Origin of the sequence: Bradyrhizobium sp. (genome assembly GCF_028868675.1) — a bacterium.
Classification (GTDB): Bacteria; Pseudomonadota; Alphaproteobacteria; order Rhizobiales; family Xanthobacteraceae; genus Bradyrhizobium.
In genome coordinates, this window is record NZ_JAGWUA010000084.1 from 1 (window position 1) to 19,221 (window position 19,221).

Annotated in this window: 19 protein-coding genes; 4 read left to right on the forward strand and 15 right to left on the reverse strand. The window is 66.3% G+C overall.

The annotated features are described in order from the left end of the window. On the forward strand, positions 1 to 898 hold an 898-nt coding region (locus KGM94_RS12965), incomplete at its 5' end, for a hypothetical protein (protein ID WP_300259362.1). A gap of 12 nt (positions 899 to 910) precedes the next feature. Here KGM94_RS12965 and KGM94_RS12970 read toward each other — a convergent pair. The 11 genes from KGM94_RS12970 to rpoZ form a co-directional block, all read right to left on the reverse strand. Then, on the reverse strand, positions 911 to 1,912 hold the full coding sequence (locus tag KGM94_RS12970) for an N-acetylmuramoyl-L-alanine amidase (RefSeq protein WP_300259364.1): 1,002 nt from the start codon (positions 1,910 to 1,912) through the stop codon (positions 911 to 913). A 123-nt stretch (positions 1,913 to 2,035) separates the two neighbouring features. After that, positions 2,036 to 4,291 carry a DNA topoisomerase IV subunit A gene (gene parC, locus KGM94_RS12975; RefSeq protein WP_300259366.1) on the reverse strand — a complete coding sequence of 752 codons (2,256 nt, stop codon included), beginning with the start codon at positions 4,289 to 4,291 and terminating at the stop codon, positions 2,036 to 2,038. Positions 4,292 to 4,342: 51 nt separating this feature from the next. Beyond that, positions 4,343 to 5,092, reverse strand: coding sequence for a DNA repair protein RecO (gene recO, locus KGM94_RS12980; protein ID WP_300259368.1), 750 nt, complete (start codon positions 5,090 to 5,092; stop codon positions 4,343 to 4,345). 81 nt (positions 5,093 to 5,173) lie between these two features. Continuing rightward, the gene (locus KGM94_RS12985) at positions 5,174 to 5,554 is read right to left on the reverse strand and encodes a hypothetical protein (protein ID WP_300259370.1); all 381 of its coding nucleotides are present in this window, start codon (positions 5,552 to 5,554) and stop codon (positions 5,174 to 5,176) included. Between the two features lie 21 nt (positions 5,555 to 5,575). Then, entirely contained in the window at positions 5,576 to 6,502 is a 927-nt protein-coding gene (era, locus tag KGM94_RS12990; RefSeq protein ID WP_300259372.1) for a GTPase Era, read from the reverse strand. Further along, the gene (gene rnc, locus KGM94_RS12995; protein ID WP_300259374.1) at positions 6,492 to 7,337 is read right to left on the reverse strand and encodes a ribonuclease III; all 846 of its coding nucleotides are present in this window, start codon (positions 7,335 to 7,337) and stop codon (positions 6,492 to 6,494) included. The genes era and rnc overlap by 11 nt, the downstream gene beginning before the upstream one ends. Continuing rightward, positions 7,334 to 8,092, reverse strand: a complete 759-nt coding sequence (gene lepB / locus KGM94_RS13000) for a signal peptidase I (protein WP_300259376.1) — start codon at positions 8,090 to 8,092, stop codon at positions 7,334 to 7,336. Before lepB ends, rnc begins: the two co-directional genes overlap by 4 nt. A 248-nt stretch (positions 8,093 to 8,340) precedes the next feature. Next, complete coding sequence (acpS, locus tag KGM94_RS13005; RefSeq protein ID WP_300259378.1) at positions 8,341 to 8,760, reverse strand: holo-ACP synthase; 420 nt, start codon at positions 8,758 to 8,760, stop codon at positions 8,341 to 8,343. Next, a complete protein-coding gene (locus KGM94_RS13010; protein ID WP_300259380.1) occupies positions 8,757 to 9,509 on the reverse strand; it encodes a pyridoxine 5'-phosphate synthase in 753 nt (250 codons plus the stop codon). The genes acpS and KGM94_RS13010 overlap by 4 nt, the downstream gene beginning before the upstream one ends. Before the next feature lie 109 nt (positions 9,510 to 9,618). Then, positions 9,619 to 11,913, reverse strand: a complete 2,295-nt coding sequence (locus KGM94_RS13015) for a bifunctional (p)ppGpp synthetase/guanosine-3',5'-bis(diphosphate) 3'-pyrophosphohydrolase (protein ID WP_300259382.1) — start codon at positions 11,911 to 11,913, stop codon at positions 9,619 to 9,621. A gap of 205 nt (positions 11,914 to 12,118) precedes the next feature. Beyond that, positions 12,119 to 12,511 (reverse strand): DNA-directed RNA polymerase subunit omega, encoded by a 393-nt coding sequence (gene rpoZ / locus KGM94_RS13020; protein ID WP_027522935.1) that lies wholly within the window; start codon positions 12,509 to 12,511, stop codon positions 12,119 to 12,121. A 323-nt stretch (positions 12,512 to 12,834) separates the two neighbouring features. Between rpoZ and KGM94_RS13025 the strand changes: the two genes are divergently transcribed. Then, positions 12,835 to 13,470 carry an NYN domain-containing protein gene (locus KGM94_RS13025; protein ID WP_300259387.1) on the forward strand — a complete coding sequence of 212 codons (636 nt, stop codon included), beginning with the start codon at positions 12,835 to 12,837 and terminating at the stop codon, positions 13,468 to 13,470. Then, a complete protein-coding gene (locus tag KGM94_RS13030) occupies positions 13,451 to 14,125 on the forward strand; it encodes a uracil-DNA glycosylase (protein ID WP_300259389.1) in 675 nt (224 codons plus the stop codon). The genes KGM94_RS13025 and KGM94_RS13030 overlap by 20 nt, the downstream gene beginning before the upstream one ends. Before the next feature lie 11 nt (positions 14,126 to 14,136). Here KGM94_RS13030 and KGM94_RS13035 read toward each other — a convergent pair whose 3' ends face one another. Genes KGM94_RS13035 through dapA form a run of 4 tightly spaced genes read right to left on the reverse strand, consistent with a single transcriptional unit; the run spans position 14,137 to position 16,617 of the window. Then, complete coding sequence (locus KGM94_RS13035) at positions 14,137 to 14,721, reverse strand: peroxiredoxin (RefSeq protein ID WP_300259391.1); 585 nt, start codon at positions 14,719 to 14,721, stop codon at positions 14,137 to 14,139. Between the two features lies 1 nt (position 14,722). Continuing rightward, positions 14,723 to 15,196, reverse strand: a complete 474-nt coding sequence (gene smpB, locus KGM94_RS13040) for an SsrA-binding protein SmpB (protein ID WP_300259393.1) — start codon at positions 15,194 to 15,196, stop codon at positions 14,723 to 14,725. Between the two features lie 59 nt (positions 15,197 to 15,255). Further along, a complete protein-coding gene (gene mscL / locus KGM94_RS13045; protein ID WP_300259397.1) occupies positions 15,256 to 15,669 on the reverse strand; it encodes a large conductance mechanosensitive channel protein MscL in 414 nt (137 codons plus the stop codon). Between the two features lie 57 nt (positions 15,670 to 15,726). Continuing rightward, positions 15,727 to 16,617 (reverse strand): 4-hydroxy-tetrahydrodipicolinate synthase, encoded by an 891-nt coding sequence (gene dapA, locus KGM94_RS13050; protein ID WP_300259395.1) that lies wholly within the window; start codon positions 16,615 to 16,617, stop codon positions 15,727 to 15,729. Positions 16,618 to 16,889: 272 nt separating this feature from the next. Between dapA and KGM94_RS13055 the strand changes: the two genes are divergently transcribed. Then, positions 16,890 to 19,103, forward strand: coding sequence for a transglycosylase SLT domain-containing protein (locus tag KGM94_RS13055; protein WP_300259399.1), 2,214 nt, complete (start codon positions 16,890 to 16,892; stop codon positions 19,101 to 19,103). Positions 19,104 to 19,221 lie beyond the last annotated feature (118 nt).

A 19,221-nucleotide genomic window follows, 5' to 3' on the forward strand; every position in this document is an offset into this window, starting at 1 on the left:
GCCGTTGCCGAATCTGCCGGGCCAGGCGCTCTATCTGGCGCGCGTCCACATGATGAGCGCCTACAAGGACCTCACCGACGCCGAGCCGTCCAGGATCGGGCGGCCCAACAAGTTCAAGATCCCGCCGGCCTATTTCGACGCCGACAACGAGCCGCTGCTCGACGAGTACCGAAAGCTCTTCGACGTCATGGAGGCGCCGCCCGCCTATGCGCAGAAATCGGACACGCCGTTCAGGGATGTCGTCGATCTCGCAACCGCCATTGCGCGCGCCAAGGGCCTCGACGCGACGCATGCCGACGCGGCAGGCCGCATCGGCCTCGGAATGTTTTTTGCCGAAACGAACGGCAACCAGAATGTCGGCAATGGACGCTCCAACAAATACAAGGGAAGCTTCCAGACCGGCCCCTCCGAGGATCGCGACGGCCGGACGAAATGGGCGGCTATCAAGCCGTCGATCGCGGCCCTCGATCCCGCGCTCGCCCTGCGCGACGACAGGGAGGAGGCGCGGGCCGGCAATGGAGACCACCGGTACAACCACTGGACCGCGGTGCGCGACGGCCTGATGAACGCCCACGCGGACATCTTCCGGCAGATACCGGCGATCGTGAAGGCGCTGCCCGACCGGATCGATCAGATGAAATTCTTCGAGCTCATCCAAATCGTTCCCGCGCCGACCAAGGCCGCGCTCAGGTCCGGCAACCTGCTCACCTATCGGATTTCCGACCCGACCATCATGAAATACCTGCGCAACAACAGCATCTTCGCCTTTGGACGGGTCGACAGGGCCAGGACGTCGGCGACACTGCGCGAAATCCTCGACGCAATGTGGCTGTTCGACGACAAGTTCGAGCGCGCGCTGTCCGAATTCGACGCGATCAAGGCGCGGGCGAAGGGCTGACGTGCCGGTCCGTCACAGCGGACCGAGCAGGGCCCATCGCGGCTCGCAGAACGTCCTGACGGCAGCTGCGACGCCGCTGCTGATGATGTTTCGCCGCTCGAGCGAATCCATCTTGAGCTCTTCGTCCCGGTTGATGATGGACCCCGCCTCCAGCAGCACGGCGGGCATCCGGGTCTTTCTCAGCACGACGAGCTCATCGTAGCTGTAGACACCGGTTTCCTCGTTCAGCAGCGGATGCCGGTACCGGCCCATGATGGGCAGGGTATACTGCTTTGCATAGTCGAGGCCCTGGGCCTTCATTTCCTTGCCGACCAGTTCGGCGAAGGCGAGGCTCGTCCTGAAGTCCGGATTGCTGCGGGAGACGAAGACGGAATAGCCGCTGAAGCGGTCGCTGAAATGGCTCTTCTTGCCCTCGAACTCCCAGTCCTCGAGCAGCTTGTCGGGCACGGAGTCATGATGGATCGACAGGAAGAGATCGGCGTTCGCGTTGTTGGCGCTGGCGACACGCCTGACGAGGCTCGCCCTCGCCTTGCCTTCGGTCAGGAGCAGCCTGGTCTCGGCAAAGCCGGCGGCCTTCAGCTTCTCCTCGATCCCTCGCGCAAGGCGCAGATTGTAGGCGAACTCGGCGACGTTGCGGGCGCTGATCGCGCCTTCCGATTGGGCGGTATGCCCCACGTCCAGAACGATGCGGAAGGTTGCGGGATTGCATTTGCCTGCGGCAGGTTTCGAGCCGACAGGCCCCAGTGCCATCGGTCCCAGGGCGGCGAGTCGCGTCGCCTGATGGGCCGGCTTGACGGCGGGCTTCACCTTGGCGGTTCGTCCGGGCCGGCCGGCATGCTTCGGCGAGACGCCCTGCTTCGTCGTCCGCTTGAATACATCCGAGAGCCAGCCGGCGTGGCCTGTCTCGACTGGCAGGAGCAACAATGCGGCTATCGCGGCGACCAGAGTGCGGCGGCGGAACCAAAATCCCGCAACGGTGCCGCCGGAAACCCGAATCGATCTGCGCGGGTTCATGCCTGCCCTCCCGTACGCCATCATAGCCGCTCAGGTTGCGACTGCGGAAGGGGCTGAAGAGGAGCCCGCCCCTCGGACGATACAACCGCCAGCGTGTCCCCCGGGCAGGCGGAGCGTGCAGCGCTACGCGATCGTACGTCCGAACTTATTCGACTTCGGGAACCCCTTCGGCGGCAGTCGGCCGGCGTCGGCGCGGGTGCCCTGCCATTCGGCGAGTTCCTTCATCGTGGCGCTGAACTCGCGGCCGGCGGAGTCCTTCCAGGTCAGGCCCGCCTTGGCGTCGAACACCGCGATGTCGGACAGGCCACCGTCGCGATATTTTTGCAGCCGCACGCCGCGGCCGCGCGCCATCTCCGGCACCTGGTCGAGCGGGAAGACCAGCATCTTGCGGTTCTCGCCGATGACGGCGACGGTGTCGCCGAGCACTTCCGCGATCGCGTGCGCCTCGTTCGGCATCTCGACGTTGAGGACCTGCTTGCCCTTGCGGGTGGTGCCGACGCAATCGTCCTCATTGACGAGGAAGCCCTGACCTTCGTGGCTTGCCACCAGGAACTTGCGGCCGCCCTTGTTGACGAACAGCGCGACGGGCGCGGCCTCCTGCTCCATGTCGATGAACATGCGGATCGGCTCGCCATGACCGCGGCCGCCCGGGAGCTTTGCGACGTCGAGCGAGTAGAATTTCCCGTTTGTCGCGAACAGCAGCAGCTTCGACGTCGTCTCGGCGAAGAAGGCAAAGCCGAGCTTGTCGTCCTGCTTGAAGGCAAGCCCCGAAAGATCCTCGACATGGCCCTTCATGGTGCGGATCCAGCCCTTGTCGGAGACGACGACCGTGACCGGCTCGCGTTCGACGAAGGCCTCCTCGATCGCGGCGAGATCGTGCTCGGGCGCGTCCGCAAAGGTGGTGCGGCGCTTGCCGAGCGGCGTCTTCGGCCCGAACATGTCGCGGACCTTGCCAACCTGCTCGCCGACCTTCTTCCACTGCTCGGCTTCGGAACCGAGGATCGCGTTGACGCCCTTCAGCTCGTTGCGGAGGTTCTTGTCCTCGGTGCGGATCTCCATTTCCTCGAGCTTGCGCAAGGAGCGCAGCCGCATGTTGAGGATGGCCTCGGCCTGCATGTCCGTGAGCTTGAACGCCTTGATCAGCGCCGGCTTCGGCTCGTCCTCCGTGCGGATGATCTTGATCACCCTGTCGATGTTCAGATAGGCGATCAGGAAGCCGCCGAGCACCTCGAGCCGGTTCTCGATCTGGCCCTTGCGGTAGTTGGTCCGGCGCACCAGCACGTCGCGCAGATGATCGAGCCACTCGCGCAAGGCTTCGGCGAGGCCCACCACCTTGGGAATGCGGCCCTTCACCAGCACGTTCAGGTTCAGCGGAATCTTGCTTTCGAGCTCGGTCAGGCGGAACAGCGATTCCATCATCAGGGCGGGATCGACGTTGCGCGACTTCGGCTCGATCACGATCCGGACGTCTTCGGCCGACTCGTCCCTGACGTCGCCGACCAGCGGCAGCTTCTTCTGATCCTGGAGCTCGGCGATCTTCTCGATCAGGCGCGATTTCTGCACCAGCCAGGGAATCTCGGTGATGACGACCACCCAGGTGCCGCGCGCGCCCTCCTCCTGCTCCCATCTGGAGCGGACGCGGAACGAGCCGCGGCCGGTGGTGTAGGCTTCCGCGATCGCCTGCTTGGAATCGACGATGATGCCGCCGGTCGGGAAATCGGGGCCCTTGACCCATTTCAGCAGCGACCTGGATTTCGCGTCGGGCTTCTCGATCAGGTGCAGCGCGGCGTCGCAGAGCTCAGCGGCGTTGTGCGGCGGGATCGAGGTGGCCATGCCGACCGCGATGCCCTGCGCGCCGTTGGCAAGCAGGTTCGGGAAGCCGCCGGGCAGAACGACCGGCTCCCTGGATTGACCGTCGTAATTGGCGCGGAATTCGACGCCGTCCTCGTCGATGCCGTCGAGCAGCAGCCGCGCGACGTCGGTCATCCGCGCTTCGGTGTAGCGGTAGGCGGCGGGGTTATCGCCGTCGATGTTGCCGAAGTTGCCCTGGCCGTCGACCAGCGGGTAGCGCGAGGAGAAATCCTGCGCGAGGCGCACCATGGCGTCGTAGATCGCCTGGTCGCCGTGCGGATGGAACGAGCCCATCACGTCGCCGACGATCTTGGCCGACTTCTTGAACGCCGAGCCCGGGTCGAGCCGCAGCAGCCGCATGCCGTAGAGGATGCGCCGGTGCACCGGCTTCAGCCCGTCGCGCGCATCCGGCAGCGCGCGGTGCATGATGGTGGACAGCGCATAGGCGAGATAACGCTCTTCAAGCGCCTCCCGCAGCGGCACCTCGTGAATCTCGGCCGGCTCCGGCGGAATCAGTCTCTTACCCATGGCGCCGGGTTAAACCGTCGAGCCGAATCGGGCAAGGCGCGAATCAGGGCATCAGGACACGGAACTGTGCCGGTCCCGGTACCTTGCCAGCGCGTTGATGAAGCCGGCCCGCGCGTCGGAGTGCCCTTGCCCGCGCGGCTCCAGCACATGACGCAGCAGGAACCAGCCGGTGAGCCGGAAGCCGTCCTGCAGGTCCTGATCGGTCCAGCCACCGCCCTCGTCGCGCTGCCGCAGGAACGGCGGCAGCGGCAGCAGCCGGTCGCGCCACGGCTCGCCCGCGCTGCGCGACACCGCGCCGCCGGATTTTGGCGAGACGTAGATCAGCTCGCTCGTCTCGCCGGTCGCCGCGCAATGCTCCAGATCCAGCCCGAAGCCGAGCTCGGCAAGCATGGCGAGTTCGAAATGCACGAGGTGCGCCGCGGCCCTGCCGATGTCGTCGAAATCCTCCAGCGCCTGTTCGAGCAGCGCAGAGATATCCTCATGCGGATCGCGCTCCGGCAACAGGCGGGCGAGCGAGGCGAGATGCGTGACGCCATAGACGCCGTGCGAGGAGGCCAGCAGCGCGGCCGCGCGCAGCCGCAGGCCTTCGATCGCATAGGTGCCGAGATGCTCGTCCAGCCGCGCCCGCCACACCGCGCGGACGCTGTTGCCCGGCTGCAGCAAGGGCCGCATCCGCGAGCCGGCGCCGCCGCGCACCAGGCCCAGATGCCGGCCATGCTCGCGCGTCAGGAGCTCGACGATGGCGCTGCTCTCGCCATGCCGCCGGACCCCCAGCACGATGCCCTCGTCGGTCCATTCCATGCGATCGAATCTACAGGATTCCAGCGCCGCCCGCACGCACTCGTGCCCCGGATGCAACGCGGCGCTCCCAGGACACGAGAGCTACGCGTTGAACCAGCCCTGTGCGTCGCCGGTGAAGGAGAAATAGAGACCCATCCCGGTCAGCACGCAGGACACGATCTCGATGCCGCTGTCCAGTTCCACGCCCTTCGCACCGATGACCTGCACCAGCGAGATCACCGAGAGCACGAGCGCTGCGGCCAGCACCCAGCGCGGCCAGTTCTTGCGCTGCCGCGCGGCCAGCCGGACGAAGTAGAGCAGCAACAGGATCATTCCGCCCGCCAGCAAGGTCGATATCGCGATCATCTGTGCGGGCATGTCGGGACCGGGCGCGCGATCGGCGAAGGCGACCGACAGGGCGTCCAGCATCAGCGATGCGTAGAGCAGCACTTCGAAGCGCAGGACGTTGCCGGGCAGGTTCATCGCAAACCGATCATGTCTCGTTCATTCCCTGGGAAACTCCAACCCCATCTCGCGATAGCGGTCGGGATCGTCGCCCCAGTTCTCGCGCACCTTGACGAACAGGAAGAGATGCACCGGCACGCCGAGGATCTCCGCAAGCTCGCGGCGCGAATCCGCGCCGATCGACTTGATGGTGGCGCCGCCCTTGCCAAGCACGATCTTGCGCTGGCTTTCCCGCTCGACGAAGATCGTCTGCTCGATGCGGACGGAGGTATCCTTGCGCTCCTCCCATTTGTCGGTCTCGACCGTGGACTGGTAGGGCAGCTCCTGGTGCAGCTTCCGATAGATCTTCTCACGGGTGATCTCGGCCGCGAGCTGGCGCATCGGCGCATCCGACATCTGGTCCTCGGGATAGAGGAACGGCCCGGGCGGCACCATCTCGGACAGCGTCCGGCGGAGATCGTCGACGCCGTCGCCCGACAGCGCCGAGATCATGAAGGTTTTCGCGAAGCCGATGCGATCGTTCGCGGCCTTGGCCAGAGCCAGCAGTTTCTCGCGCGGGACCAGGTCGACCTTGTTGAGCACCAGTATCTTCTCGTGGCCGACGCTCGCGACCTTGTCCAGTATCGCCGCGGCCTCCTCGTCCAGCCCGGCCTTGGCGTCGAGCAGCACGCAGACCAGATCGGCGTCATGCGCGCCGCTCCAGGCGGTCGACACCATGGCGCGATCGAGCCGGCGCTTCGGCGAGAAGATGCCGGGCGTGTCGACCAGGATGATCTGCGCGCCGTTCTCGATGACGATGCCGCGGATCAGCGCGCGCGTGGTCTGCACCTTGCGCGAGACGATCGTGACCTTGGCGCCGACCAGCGCGTTGACCAGCGTCGACTTGCCGACATTGGGGGCGCCGATCAGCGCCACGAAGCCGCAGCGCGTGGCGGCCTGCGCGGGAGCGCTCGCCTCAGCCGTCATTGCCGCCGCCGACGCCTTCGCGTTCGATCATGACGGAGGCCGCGACCTTCTCCGCCGCGCGCTTGCTGCCGCCGACGCCTTCGGCCGATTCCAGTCCCGGCAGGTCGACGGCGACGCGGAACTGCGGGTCGTGATGCGGACCGGTGCGCGCGACCTCGCGATAGACCGGTGTCGGCAGCCCCTTGCCCTGCGCCCACTCCTGCAGCACGGTCTTGGGATCGCGCAGCGGCCGGCGCGGCTTGTGCATGCGCTCGGTCCAGTTGCGCCGGACGAATTCCGCCGCCGCGGCGTGGCCGCCGTCGAGGAAGATCGCGCCGATCACCGCCTCGCAGATGTCGCCGAGCACCGACTTGCGCAGGCGCGCGTCGGCGCCGGGGCCGACCGAGCCGAGCTTGATGTCGTCGAGCAGCCCGAGCGACTTGGCGACGTCGGCGCAGCTCTCCTTGCGCACGAGCTCGGCGAGGCGTTTCGACAGTTCGCCCTCATCGGCGTTCGGGAAGGCGTGATAGAGCATGTCGGAGACGACGAGCCCGAGCACGTGGTCGCCGAGGAATTCCAGCCGCTGATAGCTGTCGCCGCGCTTGCGTCCCGACTTCAGCGCCGAGACGTGCGTGATCGCCTGAACCAGCAGGTTGGGGTCGGCGAAGGCGTGGCCGATGCGCGCCTCCACCGCCGCGGTCGCGCCCTTGATCTTGCCGTCCTTGACCTTGCTGTCCTTGGCCTTGCCGCCCCTCGCCCGCTTCTTCTTCGCGCGGGTCTCTTGGGCCGCCTCGCCTTCAGGGCTCGCTGCGGCCTCGATCGGGTGACCGGCGATGTCCTTGGCTTCGTCTTTCATCGGACGATTTTGAACAGGCGGGCCCAGCGCACCGCCACCGGCCAGCGCCAGAACATCCAGGCGTGCTCGCCTTCGGCGACGGAGAAGAAGATCATCTGCGCGCGGCCGATGAGGTTTTCCGACGGCACGTAGCCGACCGCCGACTGCACGCGGCTGTCGGTCGAGTTGTCGCGGTTGTCGCCCATCATGAAGAAGTGGCCGGCCGGCACGGTATAGACGTTGGTGTTGTCGTAGAAGCCGTTGTCGACGCAGTCGAGCGTCTCGTAGGAAACGCCGTTGGGCAGCGTCTCCTTCCAGCGCTTCACCCGCGCCATGGCCTCCGAGCCGCAGGGATCCTCGCCGATATAGTCGCTCAGCCGCTCGCGCTGCACCGGCACGTCGTTGATGTAGAGCAGCCCTTCCCGCATCTGGATGCGGTCGCCGGGAAGCCCGATCACGCGCTTGATGTAGTCGGTGGTGTCGTCCTTCGGCAGGCGGAAGACGACGATGTCGCCGCGGTTCGGATCCGAGCCCCAGATGCGGCCGGAGAACAGCGGCGGCGAGAACGGGATCGAGTAGTGGCTGTAGCCGTAGGAATATTTCGAGACGAAGAGATAGTCGCCGACCAGCAGCGTCGCCTTCATCGAGCCGGACGGAATGTTGAAGGGCTGGAACAGGAAGGTGCGGATCACCAGCGCGATCAGGAGGGCGTGGATGACGACGCGGATCGTTTCGCCGAGGCCGCTCTCAGGTTTTGTTCCGGAAGTCACGCTCATCGCTTTCCCAATTCCGCCCACAGGTAGCAGAACGTCCTCACTCCGCGAGTAGCCGTCGCCTCGCGGCGCTGAGGAGATTGTCCTGATTCTGATGGTGAGGGCCAATTCCGGCGCAAAGCCGAATGGACCCTTCCAAGACCGACGCCGCGGACTCTTAGACCGTTGTCGGCGGCCACGCAATCAAGCGGATCATCAAAATTATGCAAGATATTGATTCATATAAGCTATTTTAATTGGAACGCGAATCGTCAGGACGTCGCGATCGGGACCGCGGAGATGATGACGAAAGCCTGCGCCAACGGCCAGTCGTCGGTGATGGACAGGTCGATGCGGGCCTCGCACCCTTCGGGCGTCAGCGCCTTCAGCCGCGCCAGCGCCCCACCGGTCAATTGCATGGTGGGCCGCCCGCCGGGCAGGTTGACCACCCCCATGTCGCGCCACCAGACGCCGCGCCGGATTCCGGTGCCGAGCGCCTTGGCGCAGGCCTCCTTGGCGGCGAATCGCTTGGCATAGGTCGCCACCACCATCTTCTCGCTCTTGGCCCTCCGCTCGGCCCTGGCCCGCTCGGCCTCGGTGAAGATGCGATCGAGGAACCGCTCGCCGTGGCGCTCGATCACCTTGGCGACGCGGGTGATGTCGATGAGGTCCGAGCCGATGCCGATGATCATGCCCGGCTCCGGCCGCGGTCCATCGCCGCACGCATGCTGCGCACGGTCTCCGCCAGTCCGACGAACAGGGCCTCGCCGATCATGTAATAGCCGATGTTGAGCTCGACGATGTCGGGCAGGGCCGCAATCGTCTCCGCGGTCGTGTAGTCCAGCCCATGGCCGGCGTGGACCTCGAGTCCTGCGGCGCGCGCGAGTTTTGCGCCGGCGACGATGCGCTGCCATTCGGCCTCGGCCTTGCCGGCATCTCCGTCGGTCACGGCATCGCACCAGGCGCCCGTATGGATCTCGATGACGGGCGCGCGCAGCTTCGCCGCCATCTCGATCTGGCGGGGATCGGCGGCGATGAACAGCGACACCCGGATGCCGGCATCGTTGAGCCGGGCGATGAAGGGCGCCAGCGCGTTGTGCTGGCCGACGACGTCGAGGCCGCCCTCCGTGGTCAGCTCGGCGCGGCGCTCCGGCACCAGGCACACCGCGTGCGGCTTCGTCGCGAGCGAAATGCGCATCATGTCCGGCGTCGCCGCCATCTCGAAATTGAGCGGCCTCGAGATCTCCGCCTTCAGCCGCGCCATGTCCTCGTCGCGGATATGACGGCGGTCCTCGCGCAGATGCGCGGTGATGCCGTCGGCACCGGCCTCGATCGCCAGGAGCGCGGCGCGCACCGGATCGGGATTGCGCCCTCCCCTGGCGTTGCGCAGGGTCGCGACGTGATCGACATTGACGCCGAGGCGGAGCGGAGGAGCAGGCATTGCGGGGCTCACGACAGTGACGTTGCACGACCGTCATGCGCGGGCTCGACCCGCGCATCCATCTTCTTGAAGAGATGGGTTGCCGGGTCAAGCCCGGCAACGACGAGAATTATCCATTAACACGTTCGACGCGGGCGACGACCTTCTTGGCGCGCAACTGGGCTATGATCGCGCTCAGGTGCTTCAGGTCGTAGACCTCCAGGTCGATGGTGGTCTCGGTGAAGTCCGGCGAGCGGCGGTGCATGCTGATATTGTCGATATTGCCGTCGTGCTCGGCGATGACGGTGGCGATCTGCGCCAGTGCGCCGGGCTCGTTGACGTTCTCGACCTTGATACGGGCCGGGAAGCGCTGCGGGATGGTCTCGTCGATGTCCCAGCGCACGTCCAGCCAACGCTCGGGCTCTTCCTCGAAGTCCTTCAGGGCCGGCGACTGGATCGGATAGATCGTGATCCCCTCGCCGGGCGTGACGATGCCGACGATGCGGTCGCCCGGCACGGCGCCGCCGTTCGGCGCGAACTTGACGGGCAAGTCCGAATTGATGCCGCGCACGGGGATCGCCGACGGGCTGCGCGGCGCGGTGTCGGGCACCACCTTCTCCCGGATCCTGGCCGCCAGCCCCTTCTTCGCGCCGTAGCGCGCGACCCGCTCCTCCTTGTAGTCGGGATACATGGCGCGGGCGACGTCGGAGGCCTTGATCTCGCCGCGCCCGACCGCCGCCATGACGTCCTCGATGGAGGCGCGCGCCAACCGCGGCAGCGCCCCCTTCAGCTTGTCGTCGGCGTATTCGATCTTGGCGCGCTCGAACAGACGCTCGACGATGCGCCGGCCGAGCCCGGCATACTGGTCCCGCACCGCCGTGCGGGTGGCGCGGCGGATCGCAGCACGCGCCTTGCCGGTCACCGCGAGCGATTCCCAGGCCGACGGCGGCGCCGACTGCGCTTCCGAGGTCAAGACCTCGACCTCGTCGCCGTTCTGCAGTTCCGAGGACAGCGGCGCGAACTGGCCGTTGATCTTGCACCCGACCGCGCTGTTGCCGACGTCGGTATGTACCGCATAGGCGAAGTCGATCACGTTGGCGTGGCGCGGCAGCGCGATCAGCTTGCCCTTCGGGGTGAAGCAGAACACCTGGTCGTGGAACAGCTCGAGCTTGGTGTGCTCGAGAAATTCCTCGGGATTGGCGCTCTCCGACAGGATGCCGATGGTGTGGCGCAGCCAGGCGAACGCGTTGGACTCGCGCTTGAGATATTCGGTGGGCGAGCCGACGCCCTCCTTGTAGAAGACGTGCGCGGCGATGCCGCGTTCGGCGATCTGGTCCATCTCGTCGGTGCGTATCTGCAGCTCGACGCGCTGGTTGCCGGGGCCGATCACAGTGGTGTGGATCGAGCGGTAGTCGTTCTGTTTGGGCGTCGAGATGTAGTCCTTGAAGCGCCCGGGCACCACCGGCCAGGTGGTGTGGACGATGCCGAGCGCGCGGTAGCAGGCCGCGACGTCGTTGACCACGATGCGGAAACCGAAGATGTCGGACAGCTGCTCGAAGCCGACCGATTTGCGCTCCATCTTGGTCCAGATCGAGAACGGCTTCTTGCGGCGGCCATAGACCCGCGCACCCAGGCCGTTGTGGCGAAGATTGTTGGAGAGCTGGGTCTCGATCTCGCCGATCAAATTGCGGTTGCGCTCGGCGAGCGCATCGAGCCGCTGCGTCACCACGTTGTAGGCGTCGGGATCGAGGGTGCGAAAGGACAGGTCCTCCAGCTCCTCGCGCATCTCCTGCATGCCCATGCGCCCCGCCAGCGGCGCGTAGATGTCCAGCGTCTCCTCGGCGATGCGGCGGCGCGATTCCGGCGGCACGAATTCGAGCGTGCGCATGTTGTGCAGGCGATCGGCGAGCTTGACCAGGAGCACGCGCACGTCGTCGGCGATCGCAAGCAGCAGCTTGCGCAGGTTCTCCGCCTGCTTGGCCTCCCGCGACACCAGTTCGAGCCGCTTCAGCTTGGTCAATCCCTCGACGAGAGCGCCGATCTCCGGCCCGAAAATCTGGTCGATCTCGGCGCGGGTCGCCTCGGTATCCTCGATGGTGTCGTGGAGCAGCGCGGCGACGATGGTCGCATCGTCGAGCTTCAGGTCGGTCAGGATCGCCGCCACCTCGAGGGGGTGGGAGAAATAGGGGTCGCCGGAGGCGCGGGTCTGCGAGCCGTGCGCCTTCATGGCGTAGACATAGGCGCGGTTCAGCAGGTCTTCGTTGGTATTGGGATTGTAGGACCTGACGCGCTCGACGAGGTCGTATTGCCGCATCATGCGCGCCCGCGGCTTGCCTTGCCGCGCCGCAACGGGCGCAGACGGGGCCACCGCGACCGATTCGGTCGCGGCCTGCATCTGCGAATGTTTCCAGGGCCGATACGCCATGCCTTCCCGCCTCGAGACGGGCCTGGAAATGCCCGCCGCACACATCCTAACGCCGATCGCACCGCGTTCCGATCAAATCGGTGGCAGTCCGCCGGCGCATCCCGACGACCTCATGGTAACCACGAAAAGGTCAACAAAAGCAAAGGCCCGAACCGCGGTCCGGGCCTTCGATACGATCGGCAGATTCGGCAACGGGCCGGAACGATTATTCGTCCTCCTCGGGCTGCTCCTCGGGCGGCGCCAGACCCTCCAGACCCTTGAGGAGTTCCTCCTCCGTCATGCGCTCGACCGCCACCTCGGTGTCGTCCGCGTCCACGCTGGCGCCGGCAGAGCCGATCAGGGGCACGGTGTCGGGCTCGGGCTCGTCGACCTCGACGAACTTCTGCAGGGAGTGCACCAGTTCCTCGCGGAGGTCCTCCGGCGAGATGGTTTGATCGGCAATCTCGCGCAGGGAGACGACCGGGTTCTTGTCGTTATCGCGATCAACCGTTAGTTGTGATCCGGACGAGATCATGCGGGCGCGGTGGGCCGCCAGCAGGACCAGGTCGAACCGGTTGTCGACCTTGTCGATGCAATCTTCTACGGTGACGCGAGCCATGGACTGTCGCTCCGCTCTGGACGGGATCAAACATGTGGATGATGGGGGCTAGTTATAGCGGCCGGGGCGATTTCGCAAGGCCAATTTGTGATTTGGCCTCGCCAAACGGCTCTGCTACCCCCACATTAGGGCCGGGATCGGGCGATTACGGGTGCCAGGGAAGACGGCGCCAGGCGGACAGAAGGCCGCCATAACTATACCTCTTTTGCCTCGGCTTTTCCGGATTTACCGGTTCGACGGGATTTGGCAGCACTGTAGGACTGCGCGGCTGCCGCGCCAACAATAACCATAACCATCATCACGAGCACCACGCGAGCAACTGAATGTCATCTTCTCCAACCAACAAGATCGCGCTCTTCATCGATGGAGCGAACCTCTACGCGACGGCCAAGACGCTGGGCTTCGACATCGATTACAAGCGACTGCTGAAGGAGTTTCAGGGCCGCGGGACGCTGCTGCGCGCATTCTATTATACCGCCATCATCGAGGACCAGGAGTACTCCTCGATCCGTCCCCTGATCGACTGGCTGGACTACAACGGCTACACCGTCGTGACCAAGGCGACCAAGGAGTTCATCGACGCGAGCGGCCGCCGCAAGGTCAAGGGCAACATGGACATCGAGCTCGCTGTCGACGCCATGGAGCTTGCCGAGCATATCGACCAGATGGTGCTGTTCTCCGGCGACGGCGATTTCCGCTCGCTGGTCGAGGCGGTGCAACGGCGCGGCGTCCGGGTCACCGTCATCTCCACGATCGCCAGCCAGCCCCCGATGATCGCCGACGAGCTGCGGCGCCAGGCCGACGTGTTCACCGACCTGGTCGAGCTACAGTCCAAGCTCGGCCGCGATCCGTCGGAGCGCCCGGCGCCACGCGATCGCGAGCCGCGGCATCACACGCCGCAATTCCTGCAGCGCGCGACGACGGTGGCGCCGAGGGGCGATGACGACTTCGACGATTGAGACGAACCGGGGCCGCGCGACAGGCCCAGCCTCCGAGCCCGATCGCGACTGCCCGTTGTGCCCGCGCCTCCTGGAGTTTCGCGAGGGCAACCGTCTCCGCGAGCCGTCATGGTTCAATGCGCCCGTCCCCTCCTTCGGCGACGCCAAGGCGAGGCTTCTGATTGTCGGCCTCGCGCCGGGGCTGCAGGGCGCCAACCGCACCGGCCGCCCGTTCACCGGCGACTATGCCGGCGACCTGCTCTACGCCACCCTGCTCGAATATGGTTTTGCCAAGGGCGCCTATCAGGCCCGGCCCGACGACGGCCTGCGGCTGGTCGATTGCCGGATTAGCAATGCGGTGCGCTGCGTGCCGCCGCAGAACAAGCCGTTGCCGGCGGAGATCAATTGCTGCCGCAGCTTCCTCGCCGCCACGCTCGCAACGATGCCCCGCCTGCGGGCCATCGTGGCGCTGGGACGGATCGCGCATGACACGGTGCTGAAGACGTTGAAGCTGAAGGGCTCGCAGGCCCCCTTCGCGCACGGCGCCGTGCATCAGGCCGGAGCGATCAGGCTCTACGACAGCTACCACTGCTCGCGCTACAACACCAACACCGGCGTGCTGACGCCGCAGATGTTCCGCACGGTGTTCGCGAAGGTGAAGGCGGATCTCGATTAGTCTGGCACGCTTCAAGCCGCGCCGCGAGGATTGCGCTTCAACCACTCCAGCACGTCGCCGGCGTTCCGGTCCGGCGGGAACACCGGGTAGAACACCTCCTTGATCCGGGCGTCGTCGACGATCAGCGCCAGCCGCCTGATCAGCGTCAGCCCGGCGACCTCCATGGTCGGCAGCTTCAGCGCGTGCGTGAGTTCGAGCTTCTCGTCGGAAAGCACCGGAAACGGCAGATGCAGCCGCGAGGCCATCTCGGTCTGGTAGTCGTTGCTCTGGGTGGAGAGGCCGAACACCTGCGCGGCGCCGGCGGCCCTCAGATCGGCGAAGAGGTCGCGGAAGGCGCAGGTCTGCGGCGTGCAGCCGCGCGCGCCCGGGATCATGTCCCAGTCGTCGACGAGTCCGATCTTGCCGGGCTCGCCGGTGCGCGGATAGGCGAACACCACGGTGCGGCCGCGCAGGGCCGACAGCGTCACCTGCGTATCGTTGGTGGCGAGCAGGCTGACGGGCGGAACGGCCATGCCCTTCAGATGCGCGGCGCCGCCATCATCGGTGGGCGCGGGAATCTTGCTCCAGTCGACGTCCAGCAGATTCCTCTGGTTCATGTCAGCCTCTCGCCCGCATCAGCCGGCCCTTCTCGCGGCCCCAATCCCGCTTCTTCACGGTTTCCCGCTTGTCGTGCAGCTTCTTGCCCTTGGCGACGGCGAGCTGCAGCTTGGCGCGGCCGCGCTCGTTGAAGTAGAGCTTGAGCGGGATCAGCGTCATGCCCTCGCGGTCGACCGCGCCGATCAGCTTGTTGATCTGCTTGCGATGCAGGAGCAGCTTGCGCGGCCGCTTCGGCTCGTGATTGAAGCGGTTGGCCTGCAGATATTCGGGAATGTTGGCGTTGATCAGCCAGATCTCGCCATTCTTCGAATCCGCGTAAGATTCCGCGATCGTGCTCTTGCCGCTGCGGATCGACTTGACCTCGGTTCCGGTCAGCGCAATGCCCGCCTCGACCGTGTCCTCGATGGCATAGTTGAAGCGCGCCTTGCGGTTTTCCGCCACGACCTTGATGGCGCGTTCGTTCTTTTCGGCCATGGCAAATCTATCCGGGCAGGATGCTCGATGACGCTAACAGGTTGGATCAAACGCGTGCGTCAAGACTTCTTGAGGAGATCGCGGATCTCGGTCAGGAGCTCGACCTCGCGGGACGGCTTCGGCGGCGCGGGCGCCGCCTCCTCCTTGCGCTTCAGCTGGTTCATCCCGCGGATCACCAGGAACAGCACGAAGGCGACGATCAGGAAGTTCAGCGTCAGCGTGAGGAAGTTGCCCCAGGCCAGCACCGCGCCCTGCTTTTTCGCATCGGCTAGGTTGGCGGCCGTGACCGCCTTCGACAACGGCGTGAAATAGTTCGAGAAGTCGAGCCCGCCGGTGATCGCGCCGATGATCGGCATGATGATGTCGCCGACCAGCGACGTCACGATGCCGCCGAAGGCCGCGCCGATGATGACGCCGACCGCGAGGTCGACGACGTTGCCCTTCATGGCGAACTCGCGGAACTCCTTGAGCATCTTCATGCCGCTCTCCTCGACGTTGCTCATGGGCGTTTCCTCGAAAAGCCCGCCGCCTCAGTTGATCAGGCCGGCATGAACCATGGCGCTGCGCACGGCGATACGCGTCGGCTCGGTGACCGGCACCATCGGCAGCCGCAGCTGTTCCTCCATCTTGCCGAGCAGCGACATCGCATATTTGATCGGCGCCGGATTGCTCTCGATGAACAGGTTGTTGTGCAGCGGCATCAGCTTGTCGTGCAGCTTCAGGGCGGTCGCGTGGTCGCCCTTCTGCCAGGCGGCATGGAATTCCGAGCACAGCCGCGGCGCGACGTTGGAGGTCACGGAAATGCAGCCATGGCCGCCATGGGCCATGTAGCCGAGCACGGTCGCATCCTCGCCGGAGAGCTGGTTGAAGTCCTCGCCCATCGCCGCGCGCTGCTGCGACACCCGCACCATGCTGGCGGTCGCGTCCTTCACCCCCGCGATGTTCTTCAGCTCCCACAGCCGCTTCATGGTGTCGACCGACATGTCGATCACCGAGCGCGGCGGGATGTTGTAGATGATGATCGGAATTCCGATCGCATCGTTGATCGCCTTGAAGTGCTGGTACATGCCCTCCTGGGTCGGCTTGTTGTAGTAGGGCGTCACCACCAGCACGGCATTGGCGCCCGCCTTCTCGGCATGCTGCGCCAGTTCGACGGCCTCGCGCGTGGAGTTGGAGCCGGCGCCCGCGATCACCGGCACGCGGCCCCTGGCCTCGTCGATGCACCATTCGACGACCTTCTTGTGCTCGTCATGGCTGAGCGTCGGGCTCTCGCCGGTGGTGCCGACCGGGACCAGTCCATGGGTGCCCTCGGAGATCTGCCAGTTGACGAGCGAGCGGAACGCGCCCTCGTCGAGCGCGCCGTTCTTGAACGGCGTGACCAAGGCGGTGAACGACCCCCGGAATTTCGTCTTGGCTGCCATGGACTTCCTCCGTACGCGTGCTGGCCTGAAAGCAAGTCCCATTCATATCGGGTCTACCGGGCCGGTAAAAGGGCCGCTTCCGGCACCACCCACCGTTTAGGCCGCGATTTTGCCGCGGTGGTGGTGCAAACCGGGCGCCGGTAAGCGGCTGTTGGTATTTCGTCCGCATATTCAATCAAATAGAGCTAGGTCTTCAGCGCTTGAACGATTCGGGGCGACGTAACGCCGTGACCTCTTTTGTCCGTGCCCGGCTGCGAACCACGGGCCTCGCCATGAGCCTCTTGGCCGCGCTGGCGCTCGTCCCGGCGGGGGGCTGGGCCGCGCCCCGGGCGCCCGCCAAGGTCCCCTTGAAGGTTCCCTTGCCAAAACCGCGCCCGGTGGCCCGCAACGTGGTCCCGAAGGCCAGGCCTGAGCCGGCTGGCCTTGTCAAGCCTGGCCTTATGAAGCCAGAGCCGGTCAAGCTGGAAGCACCCGCAGCCACCGCAACGCTCAACCCGGCCGCCCCGCTCGCGCCGGCGCCGCGTCAGCACGCAGCACCCGGCAGGCCGGTCACCCCCGCCGCGATCGCCGCGACCTCCTCGACCTCGCAGGCCGACAAGGACGCGCTCGAAAACGTCATCGAGCTCGTGCGCAAGCACAGGCAGGGCGACGCCACCGGCGTCGAAGCCACGATCTCCGATCCCGTGGCGCGCAAGCTCGCCGAATGGATCATCCTGCGCAGCGACGACAACGGCGCGAGCGTGGAGCGCTACCGCGCCTTCCTCGCCGCCAATCCGAGCTGGCCTTCGCAGACCTTCCTGCGCCGCCGGCTCGAGGCCGCCTTGTGGGACGACCGGCGCGAGGATTCCGTGGCGTGGTCGTGGTTCGAGAACGAATCCCCGCTGTCGGCCAAGGGCCGCTTCTCGCTCGCCAGGGCGCTGCTCGCGCGCGGCGACCGCGCCAATGCCGAACGGCTGGTACGCGAAGCCTGGCGCAGCGATCCGATGTCGGAGGAGACCGAGAACAACGCGCTCGACCAGTTCGGCGCCCTGATCACGCCCGGCGATCACAAGGCGCGGATGGACACGCTGCTCTACGGCAGCGAGCACGAGGCCGCGATGCGCGCCGCGAGACGGCTCGGAGCCGGCTATGTGGCGCTCGCCAAGGCGCGGATCGCCACCTACAGGAAGGCGTCCAACAGCAGGGCGCTGCTCGAGGCGGTGCCGCGCGAGCTGCACGGCGATCCCGGCTTCATCTTCAGCAGGATCCAGCTCCTGCGCCGCGAGGAGAAGTTCGACGAGGCGGCCAAGCTGATGCTGGCGGCGCCCAGGGATCCGAACCGGCTCTACAATCTCGACGAATGGTGGATCGAGCGGCGCCTGCTGGCGCGCAAGATGATCGACGGCAGCGAATTCCGCACCGCCTATCTGATCGCGCGCGATGCCGCCCTGCCCACCCGCGACATCTACAGGACCGAGCAGGAGTTCACCGCCGGCTGGATCGCGCTCCGCTTCCTCAACGATCCCGCGACCGCCGCCCGGCATTTCGCCCGGATCGGCGTCGGCAGCGTCAACCCGACCACGCTGGCGCGCGCCGGCTACTGGCAGGGCCGCGCGGCCGAGGCCATGGGGCGCCAGCAGGAGGCGCGCGCCGCCTTTGCGCGCGCCGCCGAGCAGTCGACCAGCTATTACGGCCAGCTCGCGCGCGCGAAGCTCGGCCTGCCCCAACTCGAGCTGAACGGCGCGCCCTCGGGGCGCGGCCGCGGCGTCGAGCGGCTGGAGGTGGTGCGCGCGGTGCAGCTCCTCTACGAGCTCGATGAAGGCGAGATCGCGATCCCGATCCTCGCCGACATGGGCGAGAACGGCGATCCCGACGCCCTCGTCGGGCTCGGCGAGCTCACGGCGCGCTACAACGATGCCCGCGGCATGCTGCTGGTCGGCAAGGCCGCGCTCAATCGCGGGCTGCCGTTCGATCACTACGCCTATCCGGTCAACGGCATCCCGCACTTCACGCCGATCGGGCCCGAGGTCGAGCGCAGCATCGTCTACGCCATCGCCCGCCAGGAGAGCGCGTTCAATCCCTCCGTGGTGTCGCCGGCGCAGGCCTACGGGCTGATGCAGGTGACGCCGGACGCGGCGCGCTACGTCTGCAAGCGGCACGGCGCGACCTACGACCTGTCCCGGCTGAAGCGGGACCCGGCCTACAATGCCACACTCGGGTCCGCCGAGCTCGGCGGGCTGCTCGAGGACTATCGCGGCTCCTACATCATGACGTTTGCGGCCTACAACGCCGGCCGCGGTAGCGTGAAGAAGTGGGTCGAGCGCTATGGCGACCCGCGCGAGTCCAGGATCGACGCGGTCGACTGGGTCGAGCTGATCCCGTTCTCCGAGACGCGCAACTACGTGCAGCGGATCATGGAGAACCTGCAGGTCTACCGCGCGCGCTTCGGCGGCGGCAGCCGGCTGCAGATCGAGGCCGACCTGCACCGCGGCGCCAGCGTGGAGTAGCCGCGGCTCAATTGCCGCCGACGGTGCACGCACGGGTCGACGCCACACTCGTCATTGCGAGCGCAGCGAAGCAATCCAGAATCGTCCCGCGGCGACAGACTGGATTGCTTCGCTGCGC

Bases quoted from the DNA above. Each gene is read 5' to 3' on its own strand.
- KGM94_RS12970 (WP_300259364.1), bottom strand. From the start codon at position 1,912: ATGAACCCGCGCAGATCGATTCGGGTTTCCGGCGGCACCGTTGCGGGA.
- parC (WP_300259366.1), bottom strand. From the start codon at position 4,291: ATGGGTAAGAGACTGATTCCGCCGGAGCCGGCCGAGATTCACGAGGTG.
- recO (WP_300259368.1), bottom strand. From the start codon at position 5,092: ATGGAATGGACCGACGAGGGCATCGTGCTGGGGGTCCGGCGGCATGGC.
- KGM94_RS12985 (WP_300259370.1), bottom strand. From the start codon at position 5,554: ATGAACCTGCCCGGCAACGTCCTGCGCTTCGAAGTGCTGCTCTACGCA.
- era (WP_300259372.1), bottom strand. From the start codon at position 6,502: ATGACGGCTGAGGCGAGCGCTCCCGCGCAGGCCGCCACGCGCTGCGGC.
- rnc (WP_300259374.1), bottom strand. From the start codon at position 7,337: ATGAAAGACGAAGCCAAGGACATCGCCGGTCACCCGATCGAGGCCGCA.
- lepB (WP_300259376.1), bottom strand. From the start codon at position 8,092: ATGAGCGTGACTTCCGGAACAAAACCTGAGAGCGGCCTCGGCGAAACG.
- acpS (WP_300259378.1), bottom strand. From the start codon at position 8,760: ATGATCATCGGCATCGGCTCGGACCTCATCGACATCACCCGCGTCGCC.
- KGM94_RS13010 (WP_300259380.1), bottom strand. From the start codon at position 9,509: ATGCCTGCTCCTCCGCTCCGCCTCGGCGTCAATGTCGATCACGTCGCG.
- KGM94_RS13015 (WP_300259382.1), bottom strand. From the start codon at position 11,913: ATGGCGTATCGGCCCTGGAAACATTCGCAGATGCAGGCCGCGACCGAA.
- rpoZ (WP_027522935.1), bottom strand. From the start codon at position 12,511: ATGGCTCGCGTCACCGTAGAAGATTGCATCGACAAGGTCGACAACCGG.
- KGM94_RS13025 (WP_300259387.1), top strand. From the start codon at position 12,835: ATGTCATCTTCTCCAACCAACAAGATCGCGCTCTTCATCGATGGAGCG.
- KGM94_RS13030 (WP_300259389.1), top strand. From the start codon at position 13,451: ATGACGACTTCGACGATTGAGACGAACCGGGGCCGCGCGACAGGCCCA.
- KGM94_RS13035 (WP_300259391.1), bottom strand. From the start codon at position 14,721: ATGAACCAGAGGAATCTGCTGGACGTCGACTGGAGCAAGATTCCCGCG.
- smpB (WP_300259393.1), bottom strand. From the start codon at position 15,196: ATGGCCGAAAAGAACGAACGCGCCATCAAGGTCGTGGCGGAAAACCGC.
- mscL (WP_300259397.1), bottom strand. From the start codon at position 15,669: ATGCTCAAGGAGTTCCGCGAGTTCGCCATGAAGGGCAACGTCGTCGAC.
- dapA (WP_300259395.1), bottom strand. From the start codon at position 16,617: ATGGCAGCCAAGACGAAATTCCGGGGGTCGTTCACCGCCTTGGTCACG.
- KGM94_RS13055 (WP_300259399.1), top strand. From the start codon at position 16,890: ATGAGCCTCTTGGCCGCGCTGGCGCTCGTCCCGGCGGGGGGCTGGGCC.